This window comes from Nocardiopsis oceanisediminis, from assembly GCF_048595525.1.
Lineage (GTDB): Bacteria > Actinomycetota > Actinomycetes > Streptosporangiales > Streptosporangiaceae > Nocardiopsis_A > Nocardiopsis_A oceanisediminis.
The window spans coordinates 3921393-3942258 of the sequence record NZ_JAFMZJ010000001.1 but is presented as its reverse complement, the minus strand read 5'-3'; the positions used below and the strand labels follow the sequence as shown (position 1 = coordinate 3942258).

General features: G+C 75.7%; 11 protein-coding genes. 5 read left to right on the top strand and 6 right to left on the bottom strand.

The annotated features are described in order from the left end of the window. Positions 1-7: 7 nt before the first annotated feature. The 5 genes from J0910_RS17600 to J0910_RS17580 form a co-directional block, all read right to left on the bottom strand. Positions 8-1528 carry a hypothetical protein gene (locus J0910_RS17600; RefSeq protein WP_420159615.1) on the bottom strand — a complete coding sequence of 507 codons (1521 nt, stop codon included), beginning with the start codon at positions 1526-1528 and terminating at the stop codon, positions 8-10. A 170-nt stretch (positions 1529-1698) separates the two neighbouring features. Further along, positions 1699-5205 carry a hypothetical protein gene (locus J0910_RS17595; RefSeq protein ID WP_420159614.1) on the bottom strand — a complete coding sequence of 1169 codons (3507 nt, stop codon included), beginning with the start codon at positions 5203-5205 and terminating at the stop codon, positions 1699-1701. 17 nt (positions 5206-5222) lie between these two features. Then, entirely contained in the window at positions 5223-7460 is a 2238-nt protein-coding gene (locus J0910_RS17590) for a hypothetical protein (RefSeq protein WP_420159613.1), read from the bottom strand. 20 nt (positions 7461-7480) lie between these two features. Beyond that, entirely contained in the window at positions 7481-10492 is a 3012-nt protein-coding gene (locus tag J0910_RS17585; RefSeq protein WP_420159612.1) for a DUF6603 domain-containing protein, read from the bottom strand. A gap of 556 nt (positions 10493-11048) precedes the next feature. Continuing rightward, positions 11049-12476, bottom strand: a complete 1428-nt coding sequence (locus J0910_RS17580; protein WP_420159611.1) for an amidase — start codon at positions 12474-12476, stop codon at positions 11049-11051. Positions 12477-12767: 291 nt separating this feature from the next. Between J0910_RS17580 and J0910_RS17575 the strand changes: the two genes are divergently transcribed. Continuing rightward, positions 12768-13376 carry a helix-turn-helix domain-containing protein gene (locus tag J0910_RS17575; protein WP_420159610.1) on the top strand — a complete coding sequence of 203 codons (609 nt, stop codon included), beginning with the start codon at positions 12768-12770 and terminating at the stop codon, positions 13374-13376. A 413-nt stretch (positions 13377-13789) separates the two neighbouring features. Here the strand turns inward: J0910_RS17575 and J0910_RS17570 are convergent, their stop codons facing one another. Then, a complete protein-coding gene (locus J0910_RS17570) occupies positions 13790-13930 on the bottom strand; it encodes a hypothetical protein (protein ID WP_420159609.1) in 141 nt (46 codons plus the stop codon). A gap of 156 nt (positions 13931-14086) precedes the next feature. Here J0910_RS17570 and J0910_RS17565 point away from each other — a divergent pair, with 156 nt between their 5' ends. The 4 genes from J0910_RS17565 to J0910_RS17550 all read left to right on the top strand — a co-directional run bounded on the left by J0910_RS17565 (position 14087) and on the right by J0910_RS17550 (position 20767). Continuing rightward, positions 14087-15616, top strand: a complete 1530-nt coding sequence (locus J0910_RS17565) for a serine hydrolase domain-containing protein (protein WP_420159608.1) — start codon at positions 14087-14089, stop codon at positions 15614-15616. A 1669-nt stretch (positions 15617-17285) separates the two neighbouring features. Beyond that, complete coding sequence (locus J0910_RS17560; protein ID WP_420159607.1) at positions 17286-18500, top strand: NAD(P)/FAD-dependent oxidoreductase; 1215 nt, start codon at positions 17286-17288, stop codon at positions 18498-18500. A gap of 612 nt (positions 18501-19112) precedes the next feature. Then, entirely contained in the window at positions 19113-19382 is a 270-nt protein-coding gene (locus J0910_RS17555; protein WP_420159606.1) for a (2Fe-2S)-binding protein, read from the top strand. Next, on the top strand, positions 19379-20767 hold the full coding sequence (locus tag J0910_RS17550; RefSeq protein WP_420159605.1) for an FAD/NAD(P)-dependent oxidoreductase: 1389 nt from the start codon (positions 19379-19381) through the stop codon (positions 20765-20767). Before J0910_RS17555 ends, J0910_RS17550 begins: the two co-directional genes overlap by 4 nt. Positions 20768-20866: the final 99 nt, after the last annotated feature.

Here is a 20866-nt window from a genome sequence, read left to right as displayed (position 1 = left end):
GTTCCGGTCAGAGCTTCTCGATCTTGAGGTCGCTGTGGCTGTCGTAGCTGTTCGAGCGCCAGTAGGCCTTTCCGTAGCTCTTGTCGCTCCAGTCGTCCCCGTCCCTCGTCGTGCAGTTGAGGTGGTTGCTTCCGCCGTTCGCGCCCTGGTTGCGGATCCGGATCCCGTTGCCTGAGCAGATGACCTTGGCTCCGGAGACCTTGACGCTCGTGTCCGCCTCCAGTTCCCCGCTGCCGGAGCGGGAGGGGCTGCTCTTCAGGCGCAGCCTTCCGCGGATGTCGACGGTGTCCTCGTCGGCCCACAGCATGCGGTCGTCCACTCCGTCGCTCCCCTTGGTGAGCCGGAGGTCCTTGTAGACCTTCAGGCCTTCGTTCGCCGTAACGGAGCCGTGGGCGTCCAGCGGGCCGTTGGCGGTGAGCCCGCCGCTGCCGGTGCTGATGCCGCCGGAGGTCTGGGTGAGTCCGGCTTCCAGCGTGATGCCGTCGCCGTGATCGTCGATTTTCTCGACGGTGAGCTTCTTGCCGGCCGCCACGGTCACATCGCCCTGCGCCGCGATGGTCCCGGAGACTTCGAGTTCGCCGCTGCGCTCATAGGCGGAATCGCTCCTGAGCCGCACCCTCCCGCGGAAGTCGGCTCCGTCCTTGTCGACCCACAGCAGGCGGTCCTCCCGTTCGTCATCGCCTGCGGTGACGCGGAGGTCCTTGTAGATCGTGGCGCCCTCGCTCGCGGAGAGCATCCCCTCGATGCTGAGGTCCCCCTTCACCGCCCCGTTGACGGTGAGGTTGTTGACGGCCAAGTCGGGGTTGAGGACGGTGACCAGGACCGAGCGCATGATCTCCACGTCGCCGACCTGGCCGATGAGGTAGAACGTCGTGGTCGTCGTGACGTCCTTGATCTCCTTGCGCTCCAGCCGGGTGACGTCCTCGGGGTCGTTGCCGCCGTGGATGAGTTTGGTGGTCACCCCTTCGGAGCGCTTCCAGGTGAGGACGACGGTGCCGCCGTTGTCGATCTCGTAGCTCTCGGCGGCGAAGTGGTCGAGGTAGAAGTCGCGGGGGAATTTCCCGGTGAGGATGGTCATGGCGCCGTTGGCGCCAGTGGACTGGTTCTCTTCGATGTCGAGTTCGACGGCGCCGACCTCGTGGTTGACCGGGACGCCGGCGACGGTGAAGGAGAATCCCCCGCCGAGGGCGATCTCCTCGTAGGGGTCGGAGGTCTCGAACTCCACCCATTCGCCGTCGATCTTGCTGGGCCAGCCAAGGGTGATGGAGGCCTCGGCCCGTTCCAGCGAGAGGGCGAGCTGGGCGGCCAGTTCACCGGTCGGGATGCGCAGGGAGATCTTCTTGAGCCGGATGCCCTTGTTGGTGTTGTTGGCGGCGACGAAGACCAGTTGCGCCCGCTCGGGGTCGACCGCTCCGCCCTCCTCGGCGCCCTCGGGGGAGACTCGGATCGGATGCGGTGTCGTGTAGAGCTTGTAGTCCAGCGCCGGCTCGCTCTCGGGAGAGGAGCGCACCGTATTGAGGATCGCCATGGATCGCCTTTCCTGGTGTTGCTGCGGGAGGAAATGAAAAGAGGGAAGCCCGCCCCGAGGCCCCCGGGCGGCTCGGGGCGGGTCCTCCAGGTCCGACCCTTCAGGACCGAACCCTCCGGGTCAGCGCGGCGCCGGAGCCGACCGGGCGGCTCCGGGCGGCTCCGTGCGGATCAGTGCCGCTCGCCGCTCGTGCGCGCGGAGACCGCGTCGTCCAGCACCAGGAACCCGGTGCGGATCATCGGCCGGTCCAGCGGCGGCTCGTCCGCCGGGTCCGGCGGGTCGATCGGGTGGGCTCCCCAGCCCTCGCCGACCGGCTCGGCCCAGGACCATGTCCCGGTGGCCGTTGCCGGCCGGGGCAGCACGATCGACTCCACCGACTCGCCCTCCACCTCGCGGACCTCGGTGGCGGCCAGCAGCGGGCCGGTGCGGAACGACACCGACATGTGCGCCAGCACCGGCGCGACGAACCGGTCCGGGATGCGCAGCGCCTGCACCGGCAGCACGTCGGTCACCGCGTGCACCGCCGCCCGCGGGTCGACCAGCATCGCCACCTCCGCCGCGTGCTCCGGGTCGAGCTTGAGCCGGAGCCGCTCGCCCTCGCCGATCGGGCGCAGGTAGTCGGTGGCCGGGCCCATCGGGTCCACCACCGTCTCGAAGTGCTCGTAGTCGCCGTTGAGCACGTAGCCCACCAGCCCGTCGTCCTCCTGGGCGGGCTCGCCGAGCCGGGTGATCCAGCTGAACGCCTCGGTGGCCGGCCTGGGCGGGTCGTTGGCCACCAGCCAGCTCACGTCCGAGCGCGGCGGCCCCTCCAGCCGCATGTCCAGCCGGGCCCGGACCAGCGCCAGCGGGCGGCCGAGGAAGAACCCGGGCCCGCCGTCCTGCACCCCGCCCGGGTCGATGCCGGCCACCGCCTCGTCCACCGTGGCCAGCACCGCGGCCAGGGTGTCCGGGCCCTTGTCCCGGATCGGCTCCAGGAAGGCGTGCAGGTGCGGCAGCTCCTCGGCCAGGCGGTCGAACTCCTCGATCGGGGAGCCGGGCAGCCGCCGCCAGGCCACCACCTGGTGCCCGCTCGGATCCAGCGCGGTGCGCAGCTCGCCCAGCGCGGTGCCGTCCGGGGCGTAGCAGGCCAGTGAGGCGTCCAACCGGTTGTGCAGCAGCCACCCGGAGACCGGCGTCTGGTCCGGCCGGTGGTCCACCGGATCGTCGCCGTCCGGGGCGAGCAGGTCGAAGTGGAGCCGGGCCGGCTGGAGCAGCCGCGGACCCAGCTCGACGTAGCGGTCGGCGCCGAAGTCGCCCACCGGGTGCTCGGGCACCATCGCGTCGGGGACCGCGTCCGGCATGAAGTGCGCCGGGTCGTCGCCGGGCACCAGCCGCACCGCCCGGCCGAACCGGTCCACGACGGTCAGGCTGGAGAAGAGGATCTGCCCGGAGCGCATCTCCACGAACTCCGACTCCGGCCACGGTTCGAACTTGCCGGGGATCTTCCCCGGGTCGGGGGCGAACCGCTGGCCGTCGCCGATCAGGTCGAAGAGCTCGCCGTCCTGCTCCCTGCCGGGCGAGACGTGCCCGCCGGCCAGGCGCTGGCCCAGCCGGGCGGAGAACCCGTCCAGCCGCTGGGAGAGCAGGTCGCTCTCCTGGGCGCGCTGCCGCAGCCCGCGCACCAGCTCCGGGTCGAGGTCGCCGCGGTCGCGGGCGTACCCGGCGATCCGCCCCTCCAGGTCGGCCCCGGCGCTGGGCATCAGGTACTGCTTGCCGGCGATCTCCTTGTAGCCGGTCTCCCGCTCGCCGCCCTTCCACTTGTAGACGCCGTTGCGGAACTCCCACCGGTCCTGCCCGTCCTGCTGGAACGGGGTGTGGTGGTAGCGGACGCTCCAGTGCAGCATGAGCGGCTGCCAGGCCTGCGTCCAGTCCTCGGTGCCGTACTCGGGCAGCCTGCCCTCGTGGTCCGCCAGGCCCATGCCGCGCGCCCGGGAGCGCTCCAGCACGAAGAACTCGGCGGCCAGCGGGTCCAGCGCGGCGGGCAGGCCGGCCAGTTCGATCTGGTCCACCTCTTGGCGGACGCCGGCGGCGTCGGTGTTCTGGCCGCCGTCGGCGACCCTGGTGACCGCCTGGTCGGGGGTGCGGCACGGCAGGTAGGAGTCCCGGCTCAGCGGGGCGTGCAGGCCGGCGCCCTGGAGCAGCACCACCGGGTCGGCCGAGTGGTCGTACTCGGTCTCCGGGACCCGCACCAGCCTGCGGGAGGGGTCCAGGCCCTTCTCCTCGGCGTAGCCGTCGGCCCGGGACTCCAGCTCCTCGGGCTCCATGCCCCAGGGCAGGGTGCGCCGGGCCTCGGCCAGCTCGGCCATCAGCCTCTTCACCCGCCCGGCGGCGCCGTCCGGGTTCTCCGGGTCCAGCTGCTCGGCGATGCCGTCGGTGAACTCGTCGGGCTTGTCGCGGATCGCGGCCTTGTCCATGAACCACAGCTGGTAGAGGCGGTCCCGGGCGGCGGCCAGGTCGCGCTCGATCCGGTCGTGGTCGGCCTGGAGCCGGTTCATCTCGCCGATGACGTCGTGCTCGGCGCGGAGCCGCCGGGCGCGCGCGGCGCCGGTCTCGGCCGGGGCCTCGCCGGCGTTCCCGCGGCCCACCACCTGCCAGGTGTAGCCGCCGGGGCCGCGGCCGAACCCGGAGCGGTGCGCGGCCTGGTCCAGCAGCGCCCGCCCCTCGGGCCGGTCCATGTCGTCCAGGGTGTCGAAGAGGAACGCACGGAACAGGTCGGCGTCGGCCTCGCTCATCGCGGAGGCGCCGCCGGCCTGCTGCACCAGGGCGCCCTCGGCCTCGGCGGTGCTGTTGCCCACCGCCACCGCCACGTCGCGCCGGTCCGGAATGGCGTCGTGGTCGTAGTCGGTGCTGGGCTTCCAGTCGACGCCCAGCACGGTGCCGGTGTAGAGCGAGCGGCGGCGTTCGCCCGCCCCGGCGGGGGCCCGCCACTCCAGCCGGTCCAGCAGGTCGGCGTAGTCGGCGCTCTCGTCGGCCAGGATGTCGGAGCCGGGGTCGGCGTACCAGCCGGCGACGAAGTAGCCGAGCCGCTCGGCCGCGTCGATGCCCTCCAGCGGGTCGTGGATGGAGAAGACGTTCTCGTTGAACGGCTGGTAGACGGAGAACGCGAGCAGCCCGGGGCCGATCGCGGTGAGGAACGGCTCGCGCGGGTCCTCCGGCTCCTGCCACGGGGAGCCCTTCACCAGGTCGTGGCGGCGGCCGATCTTGGTCGGCAGCGGCTCCTCGGAGTGCGGGTCCAGGAAGGAGACGGTGCCGTCCCAGTCGTCCAGGAAGTCGCTCTGCACCACCCAGCTCTTCACCTCGCGGGACGCGAAGCGGTAGCGGGCCACCAGCCACCGGTTGGGCACCAGCGGGAAGTCGCCGACCTCGCCGTCCGGGCCCTGGCGGCCGCGGGTGAGCGCCTCGGGCAGCTCCCACTGCAGGTAGACGCCGGGGACGTCGGAGTTGAGCCACCAGTCGGTGTCGTTGCTGAACGGGGCCGGGTCGGCGGGCGCCTCGCCGCGCACCACCGGGTAGTAGTTGGGGCGGGCGCGGTAGACGACGCTGGTGTCGCGCACCGTCTCGTTGACGGCCAGGGCGGAGACCTTGATCGGAACGACCAGGGTGTCCGCCGCGGCCGTGTGCGGGGTCCGTGCGGTCATCGCTCGGAATGCCTTTCTCAGTTCTGCGGGCGCAGGAAGCGCTGCAGCTCGGGGGCGTTGATCATCTGCAGGGCGAACTCGGCCGGGGTGAGGGCGTCGCGGCCGAGCTCGGCGGCGACCGCCGCGGCCACCGGGTCGTCCCCCTCGGCGACGGCGAGCACGTCGGCGCCGTGCTCGGCGTCGGAGGGGTTGCGCAGGAACCGGCCGAAGGCGTGCGTCTCCTCGGGGAACAGGTCCACCTGCTCGCCGACCTCGCCCTGGTCCGGGTCGAGGTTGCGCAGGGTGAGCTGGCCCCGGCTGCTGATGCCGAAGTGCAGGCCCTGCGGCGGCTCGGCGATGTGGAAGGCGTCGATCACCTCGTCGAACAGGAACACCGCGATGTCCTCGCCGACGTGCGCGGTGCGCACCGGCTCCACCGCCTCGCCGCCGAGCTCGCCGGTGTAGACGGTGTCCGGCCAGTTCGGCACCAGCTCGGAGCGGACCAGCACCGCCGAGGCGGGCACCGCGGCGTCCTCGGCGGCCAGCTCGTTGAGCGCGGCGTCCAGCACGTGGCCGACGCCGACGCTGAGCGCGCCGTCCACCGCCGCCCGCACCCACCCGGGGTCGATGAACCCGAACCGGACGGTCTCCGGCGGCAGCATCCCCTCGCCGTCGCCGTCCCGGTAGGACGGCACCAGGTGGCCGAAGGGCACCGGCTCCAGCAGCCGCAGCCGGTCCAGCCAGGCCTTCACCGGCTCCAGCTCGGTCTCGGCGACGGTGCGGATCGCGCCGCGCACCTCGGCGCGGGCCAGCCCGGCGCGGACGTCGGCGGTGCGCAGCCGGGGCGGCGCCGCCATGCCGCGGGCGCGGGTCCGGATGCGCCGGGCGCCGGTGCGCAGCTCCGGGCCGGCGCCGTCCACCGCCGCGGCGAACGACTCCCCGCCGGAGGCGGTGAGCAGCCGGTCGAAGGCGCGCCGGGCGGCGCCGGGGCGGAGCAGCTCGGCGGTCTGGGCGGTGGAGAGCCCGGAGAGCCGCTGGTCGGCGGCGAGCCGGCGGGCGGCCGAGCGGGCGGCGGCCCGGTAGGCCAGCAGGTGGCGGCGGAACTCGGCGTCGGCCAGGGCCAGGGTGCGGCCCAGGGTGAACGCGGCCGCGTAGGTGGCGTCGAAGACCCCGTAGTCCTCCAGGTAGACCAGGGCGGACCCGGCCGAGTCGAACCGGGGCGGCAGCTCGTCGGGGAGCTTGCGCGCGGGGGCGGCGCCGATCGGGCCGCGGTAGAAGGCGTAGCTCAGCTCGCCGGAGTCCAGCCGGTGCGGCAGCGGGGCGGCGCCGGAGTCCAGCCGGGCGCGGGCCTCGGCCCCGGCGCCGGAGGAGCCGTCCCGCCCGCCGGTGCGCAGCCGGAGCAGCAGGTCGGGCTGGTCGCCTTCGGGCAGCCCCTCGGTGGCCAGGTTGCCCACCACGTCGCCGAAGCCGATGGTGGTCCGGTCCTCGGCCTCGAACGACCAGGACCACAGCGACACGGCGCGCACGTCTCCGTCGGGCGCCGAGCCGTCCAGGTACCCTTCCAGGCCCTCCAGGGAGATGAGGTGGGCGACGTGCCGGCCCTCCGGGGCGGGGAACCGGTTGGCCACCACCACCGAGGTCAGTTCCTCCTCCCGGGGCGGGTCGTCCTCGTAGCCGGAGCGGGTGTGGGTGGCGTCGGGCGGGCCGCCCTCCCGGGTGTGGGCGAGCAGCTCGGCGTCGGCGGCGCGCGGCAGCACCGCCGCCAGCAGCGGGCCGGGGATGAGCACGGTGGCGCAGGCCAGGTCCCACTCGTCGTCGAAGACCGTGTCCGGGTCGATGGCGGGCGGGGTGCCGCCGGCGTCGCCGTCCAGCAGCTCGCGGACGGTGCACATGGCCACCTCGCCCAGGGCGTCGCGGTCCTCGGGCAGCTCGTCCTCGCGGAACACCAGCAGCGCGGTCCACGGGGTCTCCCGCTCCCGGTCGGGCAGGGTGCGGGCCCAGGGCAGCGCGGGGGCGTTGACGGTGATGTGCGGCAGCAGCCCCTTGTAGTCGCCCAGGGTGTCCGGCACCGGGTAGCAGGCGCGCACGTCGTCCTCGCCGATGACGAAGCGCTGGGTGCGCACGTCGAACGGCTGGGGGACGTCCGGCAGGTCGGGCCTGCTCTCCGGGATCTCGTCGATGCCCTGGGTGACGGTGATGTCGTACTTGCCGCCGGACAGCGACGGGATGCGGTGGTCGAAGAAGCGCGTGCGGGTGTGCACGGGTGTCTCGGTCATCGTTGCTCTCAGCCTCGTTCTCAGCCGGCGGGGGAGGTCATCGGCTCGGCGGTGAAGGCGGTCGCCGCCTCCTCGGCGTAGCGGGGCAGCTCGGCGTCGCGCTCGCCCGTCCCGGCGCCCAGCTCGTCCAGGGCCCCGGCCAGTGCGTCGCGCCGGGTGCGGGTGGCGGAGGCGATGGTCCCGGCGATGGCGGCGATGGCGCCGTCGCGGAGCACCGGGCGCGGCACCAGCGGGTCGGCGCCCGGGTCGAGCGGCTGCGGGCCGTCCGGCTCCAGGGTGGTGAAGGCCAGCGCCTCCTCGGAGATGTCGCCGGTGGTGTTGCCGTGCCGCACCGGCGGGGAGGTGAGCTCCGCGCCGAGCAGCCGGTCGTGGTCCAGGTGGCCGTCCCTGCCGGGCAGGGTGGAGCCGTCGCCCTGGCCGAACAGGGAGGTGGGCACCGCGCCGGTGCGCTTGGCCTGCTCCCAGGCGGCCAGCTCCTCCTTGTCGTTGTCGCGGGTGAGCGTCACCCGGTGGCTGCTGGTCAGGCCGCTGCGGTCCATCGGGCGGATGCGCAGCGACTCGTCGGAGAAGACCGGGGCGCTCGCGTCGTCCAGGTAGAGCTCGCGGAGCGGCACGGCGGAGTCGGTGGAGAAGGTGAACCCGGCCGCCGAGACCTGCCAGGCCGGGCCGCGCTCCAGGGCCTGCTCGCCGTCGTCGTGCGGGTCCTCCATCAGGCCCTGCCCGGCGATGACGCGCACCGTGTTCTCCGGCGGCGGCAGCATGCTGCGGAACCCGGGCCAGTCCACCGCCGAGGGGCCGGAGTCGCGGGAGGAGCCGAAGCCGATGGTGAAGGAGATGAACCAGAGCTTGATCTTGGCCTCGCCGCCGGTGGGCGGCCCCCACACCCGGATGTCAGCGCCCACCTCGACGGTGATGGTGACCCGCACGAACAGCAGCTTCACGCTGGCCTGCACGCCGATGTAGACGCCGATCCCGACGTCGAAGTAGAACGGGCTCCACTTGACCAGGGCGTCCATCCACGCGTCCAGCCAGGCCTTGACCGGCCCGGCGTGGAACCGCACCGCCAGCTTCCCGCCGGCCATCGCGGCCGCCGGGGTGATCGCGAAGTACTGCTCGCCGGTGATGCTGACCGAGGAGCCCACGCCCCAGTCCAGGCCGAGCCGGGGCAGCCGCGGGTAGTGCGCCGGCATGTCCCGCTCGTAGTCGCGGTGGAACCCGCCCACGCTCAGCACGAAGTCGCCGGCGTTGGGGTTGTTCCCGAACCACACCATCAGCGCGCTGCCGCCGGTGATCCTGCAGTTGGGATCCAGCACGTAGGAGTCCGGGGTCAGCTGGGAGGTCAGCACCAGCTCCCCGGAGATCGGCTTGAGCACCGCGGCGACCGCCAGCTCGATGTTGGCGATCTTGCGCTCGCGGTCCTTGGGGAAGGCCATGCCGCCCCGGCCCAGCAGCGACAGGGTGAGGTCGGAGCCGGCCTGGACCGCCAGTACCGCCTCGCCCTTGAGCATCTCGAAGCTGCTGAACGCCAGCCCGGCGGCGATCCACAGCTCGCCCTCGGCCGGGGTGATCCACGGCGCGCCGCCGCCGGTGAGGTTCTTCAGCACCGCCACCGGGTCGCCGCCCTCGCCGTCGACCGCCCCCGGGTCGTCCAGCGCGGCGATCAGCGGGAAGCCGGGCACCTCGGCGGCGTCGGTGGGGATCCGGATCCGGCTGTTCCAGCCCATCCCGGCGGCCACCCCGCGCACCTGGAACGGCGGCGGGCCGATCGCCTTCTTGCCGCCGATCGCGCCGTAGGCGAAGAACGACGGCTCGGTGCCGTCCTCGGGCACCACGAACGCCGCCGCGCCGCTCCCGGCCAGCAGCTCGGCGTTGACCTGGATCGCCCCGCCGAACAGCAGCTTGTACGGGGACTGCATGGGCTTGGCGGTGAGCGCGCCGGAGATCTTCAGCGGCGGCTTGGAGTAGGCGATGGAGACGACGCCATCGCTGTATCCGGGGGTCTCGAAGCCGAGCGGGGTCAGGGTGCGCCGGCGGCCGGTGACCCGCAGCCCGGCCGCGCCCGCGCGCACCCGGGCGCGCGGAGGCGCGCCCGAGGCGCCCGCTCCGGCCCGGCCCGCACCGGTCCGGCCCGCGGCGGCGGGGCGCCGGGCGGTGCGGTCCACGATGGTGAACCCGTCGCCGGTGGCCACCGCGAACCGGCGGGCCCGGTTGGCACGGAGCCGGGCCCGGGACCGGCGGTCCGGGGCCTCCTTGGGCAGCGGGCGGCCCAGCCCGTCGCGGCGGTCCGGGTCGGTCTCGGCGCGGACCCGGGCGCGCAGCGGCAGCACCTCGGGGGCCGGCGGGGCGGCGCCGTCGGCGGCCGCGTCGGCCTCGGCGGCGGGCAGCACCAGCCAGGTCCCCTCGCCGACCCGGGCGGGGAGCGGCGCGCGCGGCGCCGGCCCGCCGGAGGCGCGCAGCGCGCGGGCGGCCTCGGCCAGCTCGTCCGCCGACCACGGGCGGTCGGCGCAGAGCACCTGCCAGTCGGAGTCCGGGCCGTCGGCGACGAGCAGCCGGGCGCCGCCGCCGGGCTCCTCCCGGTGCCGCTCGACCACGGCCATCCGGCCGCGCCCGCCCTCGGCGGTGGTCAGCGTGGTGCCGTCGCGGTTCTCCACCACCACCTCGGTCAGCGGGGCCAGCGCCTCCTCGGGCAGGCCCGGCGGGTCGGCCAGGCCGAGCAGGGAGGCCAGCGCCGGGGTCGGTACGGGGGCGGAGAGCGAGCAGCGCAGCGAGGCCCCGGTGACGGAGCCGCCGGTCTGCTCGAAGTCCACCCGCACTTTGGCCGGTTCGGCGCCGAGCGCCGTGGCCGCCGTGCCCTCGGCGTGCAGAGCCTCGGGGTCGGACGCGGAGGACTCCAGCCGCAGCGGGCCGGGTCCGAGCAGGCCGTGCAGCCGCTCCGCGGCCCCGTCCAGGGCCAGGGCGCCGTCGGGGATCTCCAGTTCGCGTCCGCGCTCACCGGCGAGGATGCCGCGCAATTCCGCTACCTGAAATGACACGTGTTCTCTTTTCGTGGGACGCCGTCGGAGGGCGAAAAGGGCACGCCGCTCCCCGGGGCGGGTCGACGGAAGAAGAAAAGGAGCGACCAGGGCACGGGGGAGCGGCGCTTTCCACCTCTGATTTCAGAAAGTAACGGTGCGGGCACGCGAGGGTCAACGCCGCGGGGCGGAGGAATGTCCGCGGATTCGGGTGTGCAGGTTCCGGAATGTCCGAGAGTGGCGCTCCGGTCGCCCGTAATCGACATCATTGCAGGTCGACGGAGTGCGCTCGGAGGGGGAAGGGATAAGTCCGATATGCAGTGCGGTGCTCCCGGTGGCCGGGGCGGTGCATTCGGTCCTTTGCTCCGCTTTCGTCGTGAATCATGGAGGCGATCCCCGGTGCGACTCCGGTGAGTGTTCTCCGGTAATCGCAGGCATTTCCCGTGAAAGAAAAGGCGGTCGGCTCGCGTTCTTTATTCTCCGGCCGTCCGGAGGGCGGAACCGTCCGCCGGGCGCGGAAAAGCGGCCGGGCTCTCCGGCGGCCTTTCCGCCGGACGCCCCGCGCACCTCCCGGGGGTCAGTCCAGCGGCGGGCGGCGGCGGCCGTGGCCGGTCGCCGCCTCGAAGGCCGCCGCGTGGCCGAGCAGGGCGCGCTCGCCGCGGTGCGGGCCGACCAGCTGCACCCCGACCGGCAGCCCGCCGGAGGTGAAGCCGCCGGGCACCGAGACCGCCGGGCAGCCGGTGGCGCTCACCCAGTAGCAGGAGGCCATCCAGGCCAGGTAGTCCGGCACCGGGGCGCCCGCCACCTCCGGCGGGTACTCCAGGCCGGCGTCGAACGGCGCGAGCTGGCTCACCGGCAGCAGCAGCACGTCGAACCGCCCGAAGAAGGCGCGGAACCGGTGGTACAGCCCGGCGAGCGCGGCCTGGGCCCGGCCCACCTGCCCGCCGGTCAGCGCCGCACCCTGGGCCGCGTTGGCCGCCACCGCCTCCTTGACCCGGCCGGGGTGGGCGTCGAGGAGGTCGCCGAGGACCAGGTGGAACCGCCAGGCGCGCAGGGTGCGGAAGGCCTCCTCGGCGCCGGAGAAGTCCGGGCGGACCTCCTCCACCGAGGCGCCGAGCCGCTCCATCACCCGGCCGGCCTCCGCGACCACCGCCGCCACCTCGGGCTCGACCAGCAGGGCGCCGCCGAAGTCCGGGGCGAGTGCCACCCGCACCCCCGCGAGCCCGGAATCCGGCACCTCGGCGAACGGCGCCCCGGGATCGTCCAGCGCGGTCGGCGTCCGCGGGTCCGGCCCCGCGATCGCCGAGAGCAGCAGCGCGGTGTCGGCGACGGTCCGCCCCATCGGGCCGGGCGTGCTCAGCGGCTCCCACAGCAGCTCCGCCGGCCAGACCGGGACCCGCCCCGGGGTCGGCCGCAGCCCCACCACGTTGCAGAACGACGCCGGGTTGCGCAGCGAGCCGCCCATGTCGGAGCCGTCGGCGACCGGGTGCAGGCCGGCGGCGAGCGCGGCCGCCGCCCCGCCGCTGCTGCCGCCCGCCGACCGGGACGTGTCGTAGGGGTTGCGGGTGGTGCCGAAGACCGGGTTGAAGGTGTGCGAGCCCGCGGCGAACTCCGGGACGTTGGTCTTGCCGACCACGATCGCGCCGGCCGCGCGCATCCGCTCCACGATGAGCGCGTCGGCGGCGGGAACGCGCTCCGCGTAGACCGGGGAGCCGTGCGTGGTGCGCAGCCCGGCGGTGTCGTGCACGTCCTTGACCGCCACCGGGAGCCCGTGCAGCGGTCCGGGGGAGGCGCCGCGCGCCAGCCGCTCGTCGGCGGCAGCGGCCTCCTCCACCGCCCGGTCCGCGCACCGGGTGACGACCGCGTTGATCAGCGGGTTCACCGCATGGATCCGGTCCAGGTGCGCACGCACCACCTCGCGGGCCGAGACCTGCCGCCCGCGCAGCATCCGGGCCAGCTCGACGGCGCCGGTGTAGTGCAGCGGGTCCGGACCGGTTCCGTTCATCGGGGCTCCGTTCTCTCCGGGAGGGCGCGCCGCCGGGACGGAGGATTCCTACCCACCGGCCGGTACGGAACCGGGGGCCGGGGTGCCGGAATCCTGCCCCGGGCCGGGGTCCGCCCCGTCCTGCTCCGGGGCGGCGCGGGCCGAGCGGGCCGCCGGAAGCCGCCGACTGCGGCCCTGAGGCATCGGCGATGTACATTTCAGTGAACGCTCTGCGGAGCGGTGCGAAAGCGGGCGGTGCGCCGCCCGGGTCGGATCCGGCCCCGAGGGGCGGAGGACGGAGGAGGTGCTGGGGTGGTCCGCGAACGGAGCGGCCGGGTGCTCGCGGCCAACCTGCGGGTGCTGCGGGAGAAGGCGGGGCTGTCGCTGTCGGAGCTGGCCCGCCGGTCGGACATCGCCAAGGGGACGCTCTCCCAGCTGGAGTCCGGCTCGGGCAACCCGACCCTGGAGACGGTGTTCAGTCTGTCGAACGCCCTGGAGGTCCCGGTCTCCTCGCTGCTGGCCGAGCACGGCGACCCCGACGCCGTCCTGGTCCGCTCCGCCGACGTGGAGGAGTTCAGCGGGGACGCCGTCGACCTGCGGATGCTGCGCCGCCTGGACCTGGCCGACGCCACCTTCGAACTCTACGACCAGCGCATCCGCCCCGGCGACGAGCAGCACTCCGACGGCCACCCCGGGCGCGAGCACCACATCGTCACCCGGGGAGTGCTCCGGCTGGGCCCGGTGGACGCCCCCTACGAGCTGCACCCCGGCGACTACGTGTGCTTCTCCGCGAACCGCCCGCACTCCTACGCGGCGCTGGGGGAGGAGACCGTCACCTCGGTCCTGCTGCTCGAATACCCGGCCGGCCCGGCCCTGCATGGCCGGGGCTGCTCGGCTGCGGGGCGCACCCGCCGAGCCTGAATCGCGCGGCTTCACCCCCGCCGCCCTGCTCGCCGAGCGCGCGGCCGCCGCCCCGGCCCGAGACCACCCATGGGAAGGCCCGCCCTGAAAGCCGCGTGGTCCAGCGCGGTCGGGCAGTACGGCGGAGGAAGCGGCGGGGTCGGGCGTCTCACCCGGGTGCGGCGCCCCACGGGGCGGGGGTTCAAACGGGCGGCGACGGCAAGGGCAGGGGCGGGGTGCAGGCGTCGGCCGGGCGCGGCGCCCCGGAGAGGTCCGGCGGCCGGGCGGCGCGTCCGCGGAAGGGGGCCGCGCGGTGGACGGCCACCCGGCTTCGGGGCGGAGCGGCGCGGGAAGCGCGGCGCCGCCGAGAGGTCGATCAGCAGGCCGGAGCGGCCCCGGTCATCCGGCTCCGCGGCCCACCGCCCGGAGGGGCCCTAGTTGTCGCACATGATCACCAGGTAGCAGACGGTGACCACCCTGTCCCACTTGTCGGCGGAGGCGGGGGCCGCGGTCAGGCCCACCAAGGCGGCGGACAGGGCGAGCGCGGCGGCGGTGCGGGTCAGGAAGCGTGCCATAACGTCACTCTCATTACGGTCGGCAATGAAATCGTTACTTATTGTTGCAGATCTGCAGAGGGCTTGATCCATCCGCCCGGAATCGGCGGCCACCGATCGCCCGGCGGGCGCGGGCGCGGAGAGCGCGGCCCTCCGGGCGGTCCTAGGCTGTCGAGAGTGCCTGTATCCCAGACGCTCCCGCCCCCGTTCCCCCGTGACCCGCGCCCGCCGCGCACCGGGCGCCCGGCCGCCGCCGCGTGCGCCGCGCTCCTCGCCGCCGCGACCGCCCTGCCCGGCGCACCGGCCGCCGCTGCCGCAGACGGGGCCGAGGCGCTCCCCTCCGCGATCGACGCCCTCGTGCAGGAGTACCGGGACGCCGCCGGCGTGCCCGGTGTCGCGGTGGCCGTCACCCGGGGCGCGCAGACCGTGCACGCGGCCGGCTACGGCACCACCCCCGCCGGCGACCCCGTCACCGCGGACACCCCGATGGCGATGGCCTCGGTCAGCAAGTCCTTCACCGCGGCGGCGGTGCTGCAACTGGTCGAGGCCGGCGACGTGGACCTCGGCGAACCGGTCCGCACCTATCTGCCCGAGTTCGAGATGGCCGACCCGCGCGCCGAGCGGATCACCGTGCTCCAGCTCCTCGACCAGACCTCGGGCATGTCCGACACGACCTTCCCCGCCTTCACCCGCGAGCAGCCCGGCGACCTGCGCGAAGCGGTGGCGAGCATGCGCACCGGGCGGCTGGCCGCCGACCCGGGGGAGCGGCACGAGTACCACAACCCCAACACCCAGGTCGCCGCGCGCCTGGTCGAGGTGGTCGCGGGCAGGCCCTTCGCCGAGCAGCTGCGGGACGGGGTCTTCGAACCGCTCGGCATGGAGAACAGCACCACCATCGATACCGACCGGGACCTGCCGCCGAGCGCGCACGGCCACCTCAAGGCCTTCGGGGCGCCGGTCGCGGCGCCCGAGCCCCGGGCCTTCGGCAACGGCTCCGGCGGCGTGATCAGCACCGCCGAGGACATGGCGGCCTGGCTCATCGCGCAGGGCAACGGGGGGAAGGGCCCCGGCGGCGCCCGGATCGCCACAGCGGAGAGCATCGAGCTGATGCACACCCCGACGCCGAACTCCGGCTCCTACACGCCGGGCTGGTCGGTCGGGGAGACCCCGTCGGGGGCGCCGGTGATCGCGCACGGCGGGGACCTGTTCACCTCCACCGCCTACCAGGCGCTGCTGCCCGAGACCGGCCACGGAATCGCGGTGATGGCCAACACCGGTATGGCCTACGGGGACGCCCAGGCCATCGCGGACGCGCTGATCGCCCTGATCGAGGAGGGGGCGGCGCCCGCGCCGCCGTCGCAGGCCGCGGCGGTCTGGACCGACGCGCTGCTCACCGTCCTGGCGGCCGGCGCCGCCGCCGCGGCCTGGTCGGGGGTGCGGCGCGCGCCCCGCTGGGCGGGCCGCCGGGCGGGGAGGCCGCTCGGGGCGGCGCTGCGGCTGCTGCCGCTCGCCCTGCCGCCGCTGCTCTTCGCCGAGATCCACCGGGTGGTCGGCTTCCTGTTCCGGGGCCGCGACGTGGCCTGGATCCAGGTGCCCTACCTGTACCCCTCGTTCATGGTGCTGCTCGGCGCGGTGGCGCTGGCCTGCGCGGTCGTCGCCGCCGCCCGCATTGCCTCCCTGGTCCGGAACCGGGCGCGGCAGGACTGACCCGGGCAGGGCGCCTTTCCCTGCTGAGAGGCTGCCGGGCGTGCAGGCGGCTCCGCACGGCGACAGCGGCCGATCCACCTCACCCGGGTGGGTGGTGAGGGGGGCGAACGGGCGGCGACGGCGAGGGTAGGGCCGGGGCGCAGGCCCCACCCGGGCGCGGCGTCTCACGGGGCGGGGGTTCAGACCGGCGGCGAGGGCGGGAGGGGGACCGGTCGGTCGGGTGCGGCACCCCACGGAGTGCAGGTTCAGGCGGGCGGCGAGGGCGGCGGTGGGGGCCGGCCGGTCGGTCGGGCGCGGCGCCCCACGGGGCGAAGGCTCAAACCGGCAGCGACGGCGGCGGTGGGGGCCGGCCGGTCGGTCGGGCGCGGCGCCCCACGGGGCGAAGGCTCAAACCGGCAGCGACGGCGGCGGTGGGGATCGGCCGGTCGGTCGGGCGCGGCGCCCCGGCGGTGCGGGTGGGCCCGCCCGCACCGCCGGGGGTGGTCATATCCCCTATGCCGGGTCTGCGGCAGGGGACAGGCAGGGGCGGGGGTGCCCTGCGCACCGCGGGAGCACCCCGATTACATCTACCGGCGAGTAGTAAGCCCCGAAGCCCCCACTGCCCCCTCGCCGATCACTCAGAGTGGCCAAAGCAGGGCCTCCCGGGAGGGTAAAAGCGGCATTCCGCCCCCGCGTCACCCCTGCCCGGGTTCCGGCCCCCTACTTTGCGGCCTTCCGGGCGGCTCGAACCCCTGATCACCGGCCCGATCAGGGCTGATCGGGCCCTCAGGGGACCGATCCGGCCCGGGATGCGCGCCCAGGAATCACCGGGGTGCTCTCGCGGTGCGCAGGGCGCCCCACCCAGCCATCACCCTGCGTATTCACCCAGGTCAGGGAGGGGGAGCGGTTTCAAGGGCGGCCGGCAACGGCGCCCGGGCGGCGCGGGAACGGCGAACCCGCCGCCCCGGCCCGCCCCTCCCTGCTCTGCCGCACCGGACCGACCGACCGGCCGGTCCCCCACCGCCGCCTTTGCCGCCTGCGTGAACCCCGACCCCGTGGGGCCCGGCACCCGGGCGACGCCTGCACCCCGCCTCTCCCTTCGCCGTCGCCGCCGGTTCGCGCCATCACCCCGTGGGGCGCCGCGCCAGACCGACCAGCCAGCACGCCCTCCCGCCCTCGCTGCCCGCTTGAACCGCCACCCCGCGAGACGCCGCGCCCGGGCGATCGCCTCCGCCCCGCCCCTACCGCTGCCGTCGCCGCCTGCTTGAACCTTCGCTCCGTGGGGCGCCGCGCCGGACCGACCAGCCGGTCCCCACCGCCGCCCTCGCCGCCCGCCTGAACCCTCACCCCGTGGGGCGCCGCGCCCGGGTGATCCCCGCGCTCCGGTCCTACCTGTGCCGTCGCTGCCTGCCTGAACTCTCACCCTGTGGGGTGCCGCGCCCGACCGACCGGCCGGCACACGCTCCCGCCGTCGCCGCCCGCTTGAACCTTCGCTCCGCGACGTGCCGCGCTTGGGCGACCGCCTTCACCCTGGCCCTTCGATCGACTATTCGTTCGTCAACATGAACGGTCGAACCCATCGTGGTACCGCTTCGGCGCGGTAGATGCCCTTTGAAGTGGCGCATTTGCCTCACATTCAGGCATTGACGTGACCGGTGTCTCATGGCTAGCCTCGCAGTCGTTCAGTTAAATGAACGCAAGTGAGGGGTGGTGCGGCGTGCAGGGGCATCCGGACGTCGTGGTGGCGGGCGCGGGGGTGATCGGCGCGGCCTGCGCCGAGGCGCTCAGCGCCGCCGGCCTGCGGGTGGCCGTGGTCGACCGGGGCGCACCCGCCTCCGGCACCACCGCGGCCGGCGAGGGCAACGTCCTCGTCTCGGACAAGGAGCCCGGCCCCGAACTGGAGCTGGCCAAGACGTCCCGGCGGCTCTGGCCCGAACTCCTGGCCGGCCTCGCCGAGGAGATCGGACCGCAGGCCGCCGAGGCCGAGTGGGAGCCCAAGGGCGGCCTGGTCGTCGCCACCGGCGGGGAGTCCGCCGCGCCGCTGGCCGGCTTCGCCTCGGCCCAGCGCGGCGCCGGCGTCCGCGCCGAGGAGATCGCCCCCGAGGCCGCCTTCGCCCTGGAGCCGCACCTGACCCGCGCGGTCACCGCCGCCGTGCACTACCCCGACGACGCCCAGCTCCAGCCGGTGCTCGCCGCCGCCGCGCTGCTCGCCGCGGTCCGCGCCCGGGGCGGCGAGGTCCGGCCCGGGACCGCCGCCCTGGGCGTCGAGCGCACCGCCGCCGGCGGGGTCGCCGGGCTGCGCACCGACGCCGGGACCATCCCGTGCGGGGCGGTGGTGAACGCCTGCGGCCCCTGGTCCGGGGAGTTCTCCGCGGCCGCCGGAGCCCCGGTCGACGTCCGGCCGCGCCGGGGCATGGTGCTGGTGACGGCCCCGCTGCCGCCCGGCACGGTGCGCCGCAAGGTCTACGACGCCGACTACGTGGGCGCGGTCGCCAGCGACGGCGCCGACCTGCAGACCTCCACCGTGGTGGAGTCCACCCGCGCCGGGACCGTGCTCATCGGCTCCAGCCGGCAGCGCGCCGGCTTCGACGACACCGTCCGCGTGGACGTGCTGCGCGCCGTCGCGGCCAAGGCCGCCGCGCTCTTCCCGGTGCTCGCCCGGGTCCCGGTGATGCGCGCCTACGGCGGGTTCCGCCCCTACGCCCCCGACCACCTCCCGGTCATCGGCCCCGACCCGCGGCTGCCCGGCCTGTGGCACGCCACCGGCCACGAGGGCGCCGGCATCGGCCTGGCCGCGGCCACCGGCAGGCTCCTCGCCGACCTGTTCACCGGCGCCTCCCCGGTCGTCGACCCGGCCCCGTTCCGGGCGGACCGCCCGGCCCTGACCGCGGGCGCGGTGCTCTGATGCGGTGGGAGAGCAGCCCGCAGCGGCGGCCCCGGAGCGGCCCCGGACACGGCCCGGACCGGCCGCCCCTCCCCACCGGGGAGGCCCCGCGGCCGGCGGCCCGGCCGGGGCCGCCCGGCGGAAGAAACGCCCCGGGGATGTGCCCGGACCAGCGGTACTCAGCGTCGGTGGGGCGGGCGGGCCGCCTCTTCCGGGCAGGTGGTCCAGGTGGTCCGGTATCCCGGCCTCGGGCCGAGGCGAAGGCCGCCTCCGCGCGGGAGGCCCGGGGTGCGCCGGGACGCCGGTTCCGGGGCCCCACCGAGGGGAGCCGTCGGACCCGCCCGAACCCGCGGGGGCCGGCGCCGGCGCTTTCCGGGTTGGGGTGCGGCCTCCGGACCCGTCCGGGGCGGCCCTTCGGCCCCGGAGCGAGTGCGGCGGACTCCCCTGCGCGGGAGGCCCGGAGTGCGCCGGGCCCCGGTTCCGGGCGGGAGCGCCCCGTACCCGGTCCCGGCGCCGGGCGGCTCCGCCGCCCCGCCCGGACCTTCCGCGCGGCGCCGCAGGCCCCTTCCGTTCCGCGATCGGGCGCTGAGACCGGTCGCGGCGGACGACACCGACGAAGTGAGGAGCGCCCCGGTGGGTGAGGTGCTGAAGATCAGGGTGGACGGCGAAGAGGTCGCCGCCCGGCCCGGCCAGACCGTGGCCGGGGTGCTGCTCGGGATGGGGCGCCGCTCCTGGCGCACCACCCGGGGCGAAGGCAGGCCGCGCGGCGTGTTCTGCGGGATCGGCGTCTGCTTCGACTGCCTGGTCGTGGTCAACGGCGTGCCCGACGTGCGGGCCTGCCGGCGCCGGGTCGCCGACGGCGACGACGTCCGCGTCCAGCGCGGAGCGGAGCTCCCCTCATGAGCCGCGAGACCGCCCGCGTCGCCGTGGTCGGCGCCGGGCCCGCCGGGCTGGCCGCCGCCCGAGCCGCCGCGGCGGCCGGGGCCGGCGTCCTGCTGATCGACTCCGAGCCCGCCCCCGGCGGCCAGTACCTGCGCCGCGACGCCCTCGCCGACGCGGCCGGGACCGCGCGCCGCGACCGGGCCACCGCGCTGCCCGCCGGGACCGAGCACCTGCCCGACACCTCCGTCTGGGCCGTCGAACCCGCCCCCGGCGGCGGGCGCCGGCTGCACCTGCGCACCGGACCGGCCGACGCCCCCGGGCGGCGCGGCCGCACCGTGGACGCCGCCGCCCTGGTGCTGGCCACCGGCGCGCACGACCGCGCGCTGCCCTTCCCCGGCTGGGACCTGCCCGGCGTCTGCACCGCCGGAGCCGCCCAGGCGCTCGCCAAGGAGCAGCGGATCGCGGTGGGCCGCCGGGTGCTGCTCTCCGGGACCGGCCCGTTCCTGCTCCCCGTCGCCCGCTCGCTGATCGGCGCCGGCGCCCGGGTGGCCGCCGTCCTGGAAGCGGGGGAGCCGGTCACCGGCTGGCTGCGCGACCCCGCGGGCCTCGCCGCCGGCACCGGAAAGCTCGGCGAGCTCGCCGGCCACCTCGCCCTGCTGGCCCGGCACCGCGTCCCCTACCGGCCGCGCACCGCCGTCGTGGCGGCGCACGGCGACGGCGCGGTGCGGGCCGCCACCACCGTCCGCCTGGACCCGGACTGGAACCCGGTCCCCGGAACCGAGCGGACCGTCGAGGCGGACGCGGTCTGCGTCGGCTTCGGCTTCACCCCGCGCACCGAGCTCGCCGTCGCCGCCGGCTGCGCCATGGCCGGCGGGTTCGCCGCGGTCGACGCCGCCCAGGCCACCTCGGTGCCCGGGGTGTTCGCCGCCGGGGAGCTCACCGGCATCGGCGGCGCCGACCTCGCCGCGGCCGAGGGCGAGGTCGCCGGGGCGGCCGCCGCCCGGCTGCTCGGGTTCGGCGCCCGGCCGCCGCTGCGCGCGCTGCGCCGGGTGCGCCGCGGCCGCAGGTTCGCCGCCGCGCTCGCCGCCGCCCACCCGGTCCGCCCCGGCTGGCAGGGCTGGCTCCGCGACGACACCCTCGTCTGCCGGTGCGAGGAGGTCGGCCGGGCCGAGCTGATCGGGGCCGCCCGCGCCCGCCAGGCGGTCGGCACCCGGTCGCTGAAACTGGCCACCCGGGTCGGCCTGGGCCCGTGCCAGGGCCGCATCTGCGCCCGCAACGCCGCCGAGCTGGTCGGCGCCCCCGGCCTCGCGGACGGCTTCGCCCGCCGCCCGATCGCCGCCCCGATCCGCCTCGGCGAACTGGCCGAGGACCCCCTGGCCGCCGCACCGGACGCGGCGGAGGGCTGAGCCGGTGCCCCCGCGGCCGCCGCACCGGAGGAGAGCGGGCCCCGACCCGCGGGCCGCTCCGGGAGCGGCACGGTGCGCGGCGCCGCGCACCGCCGGCCG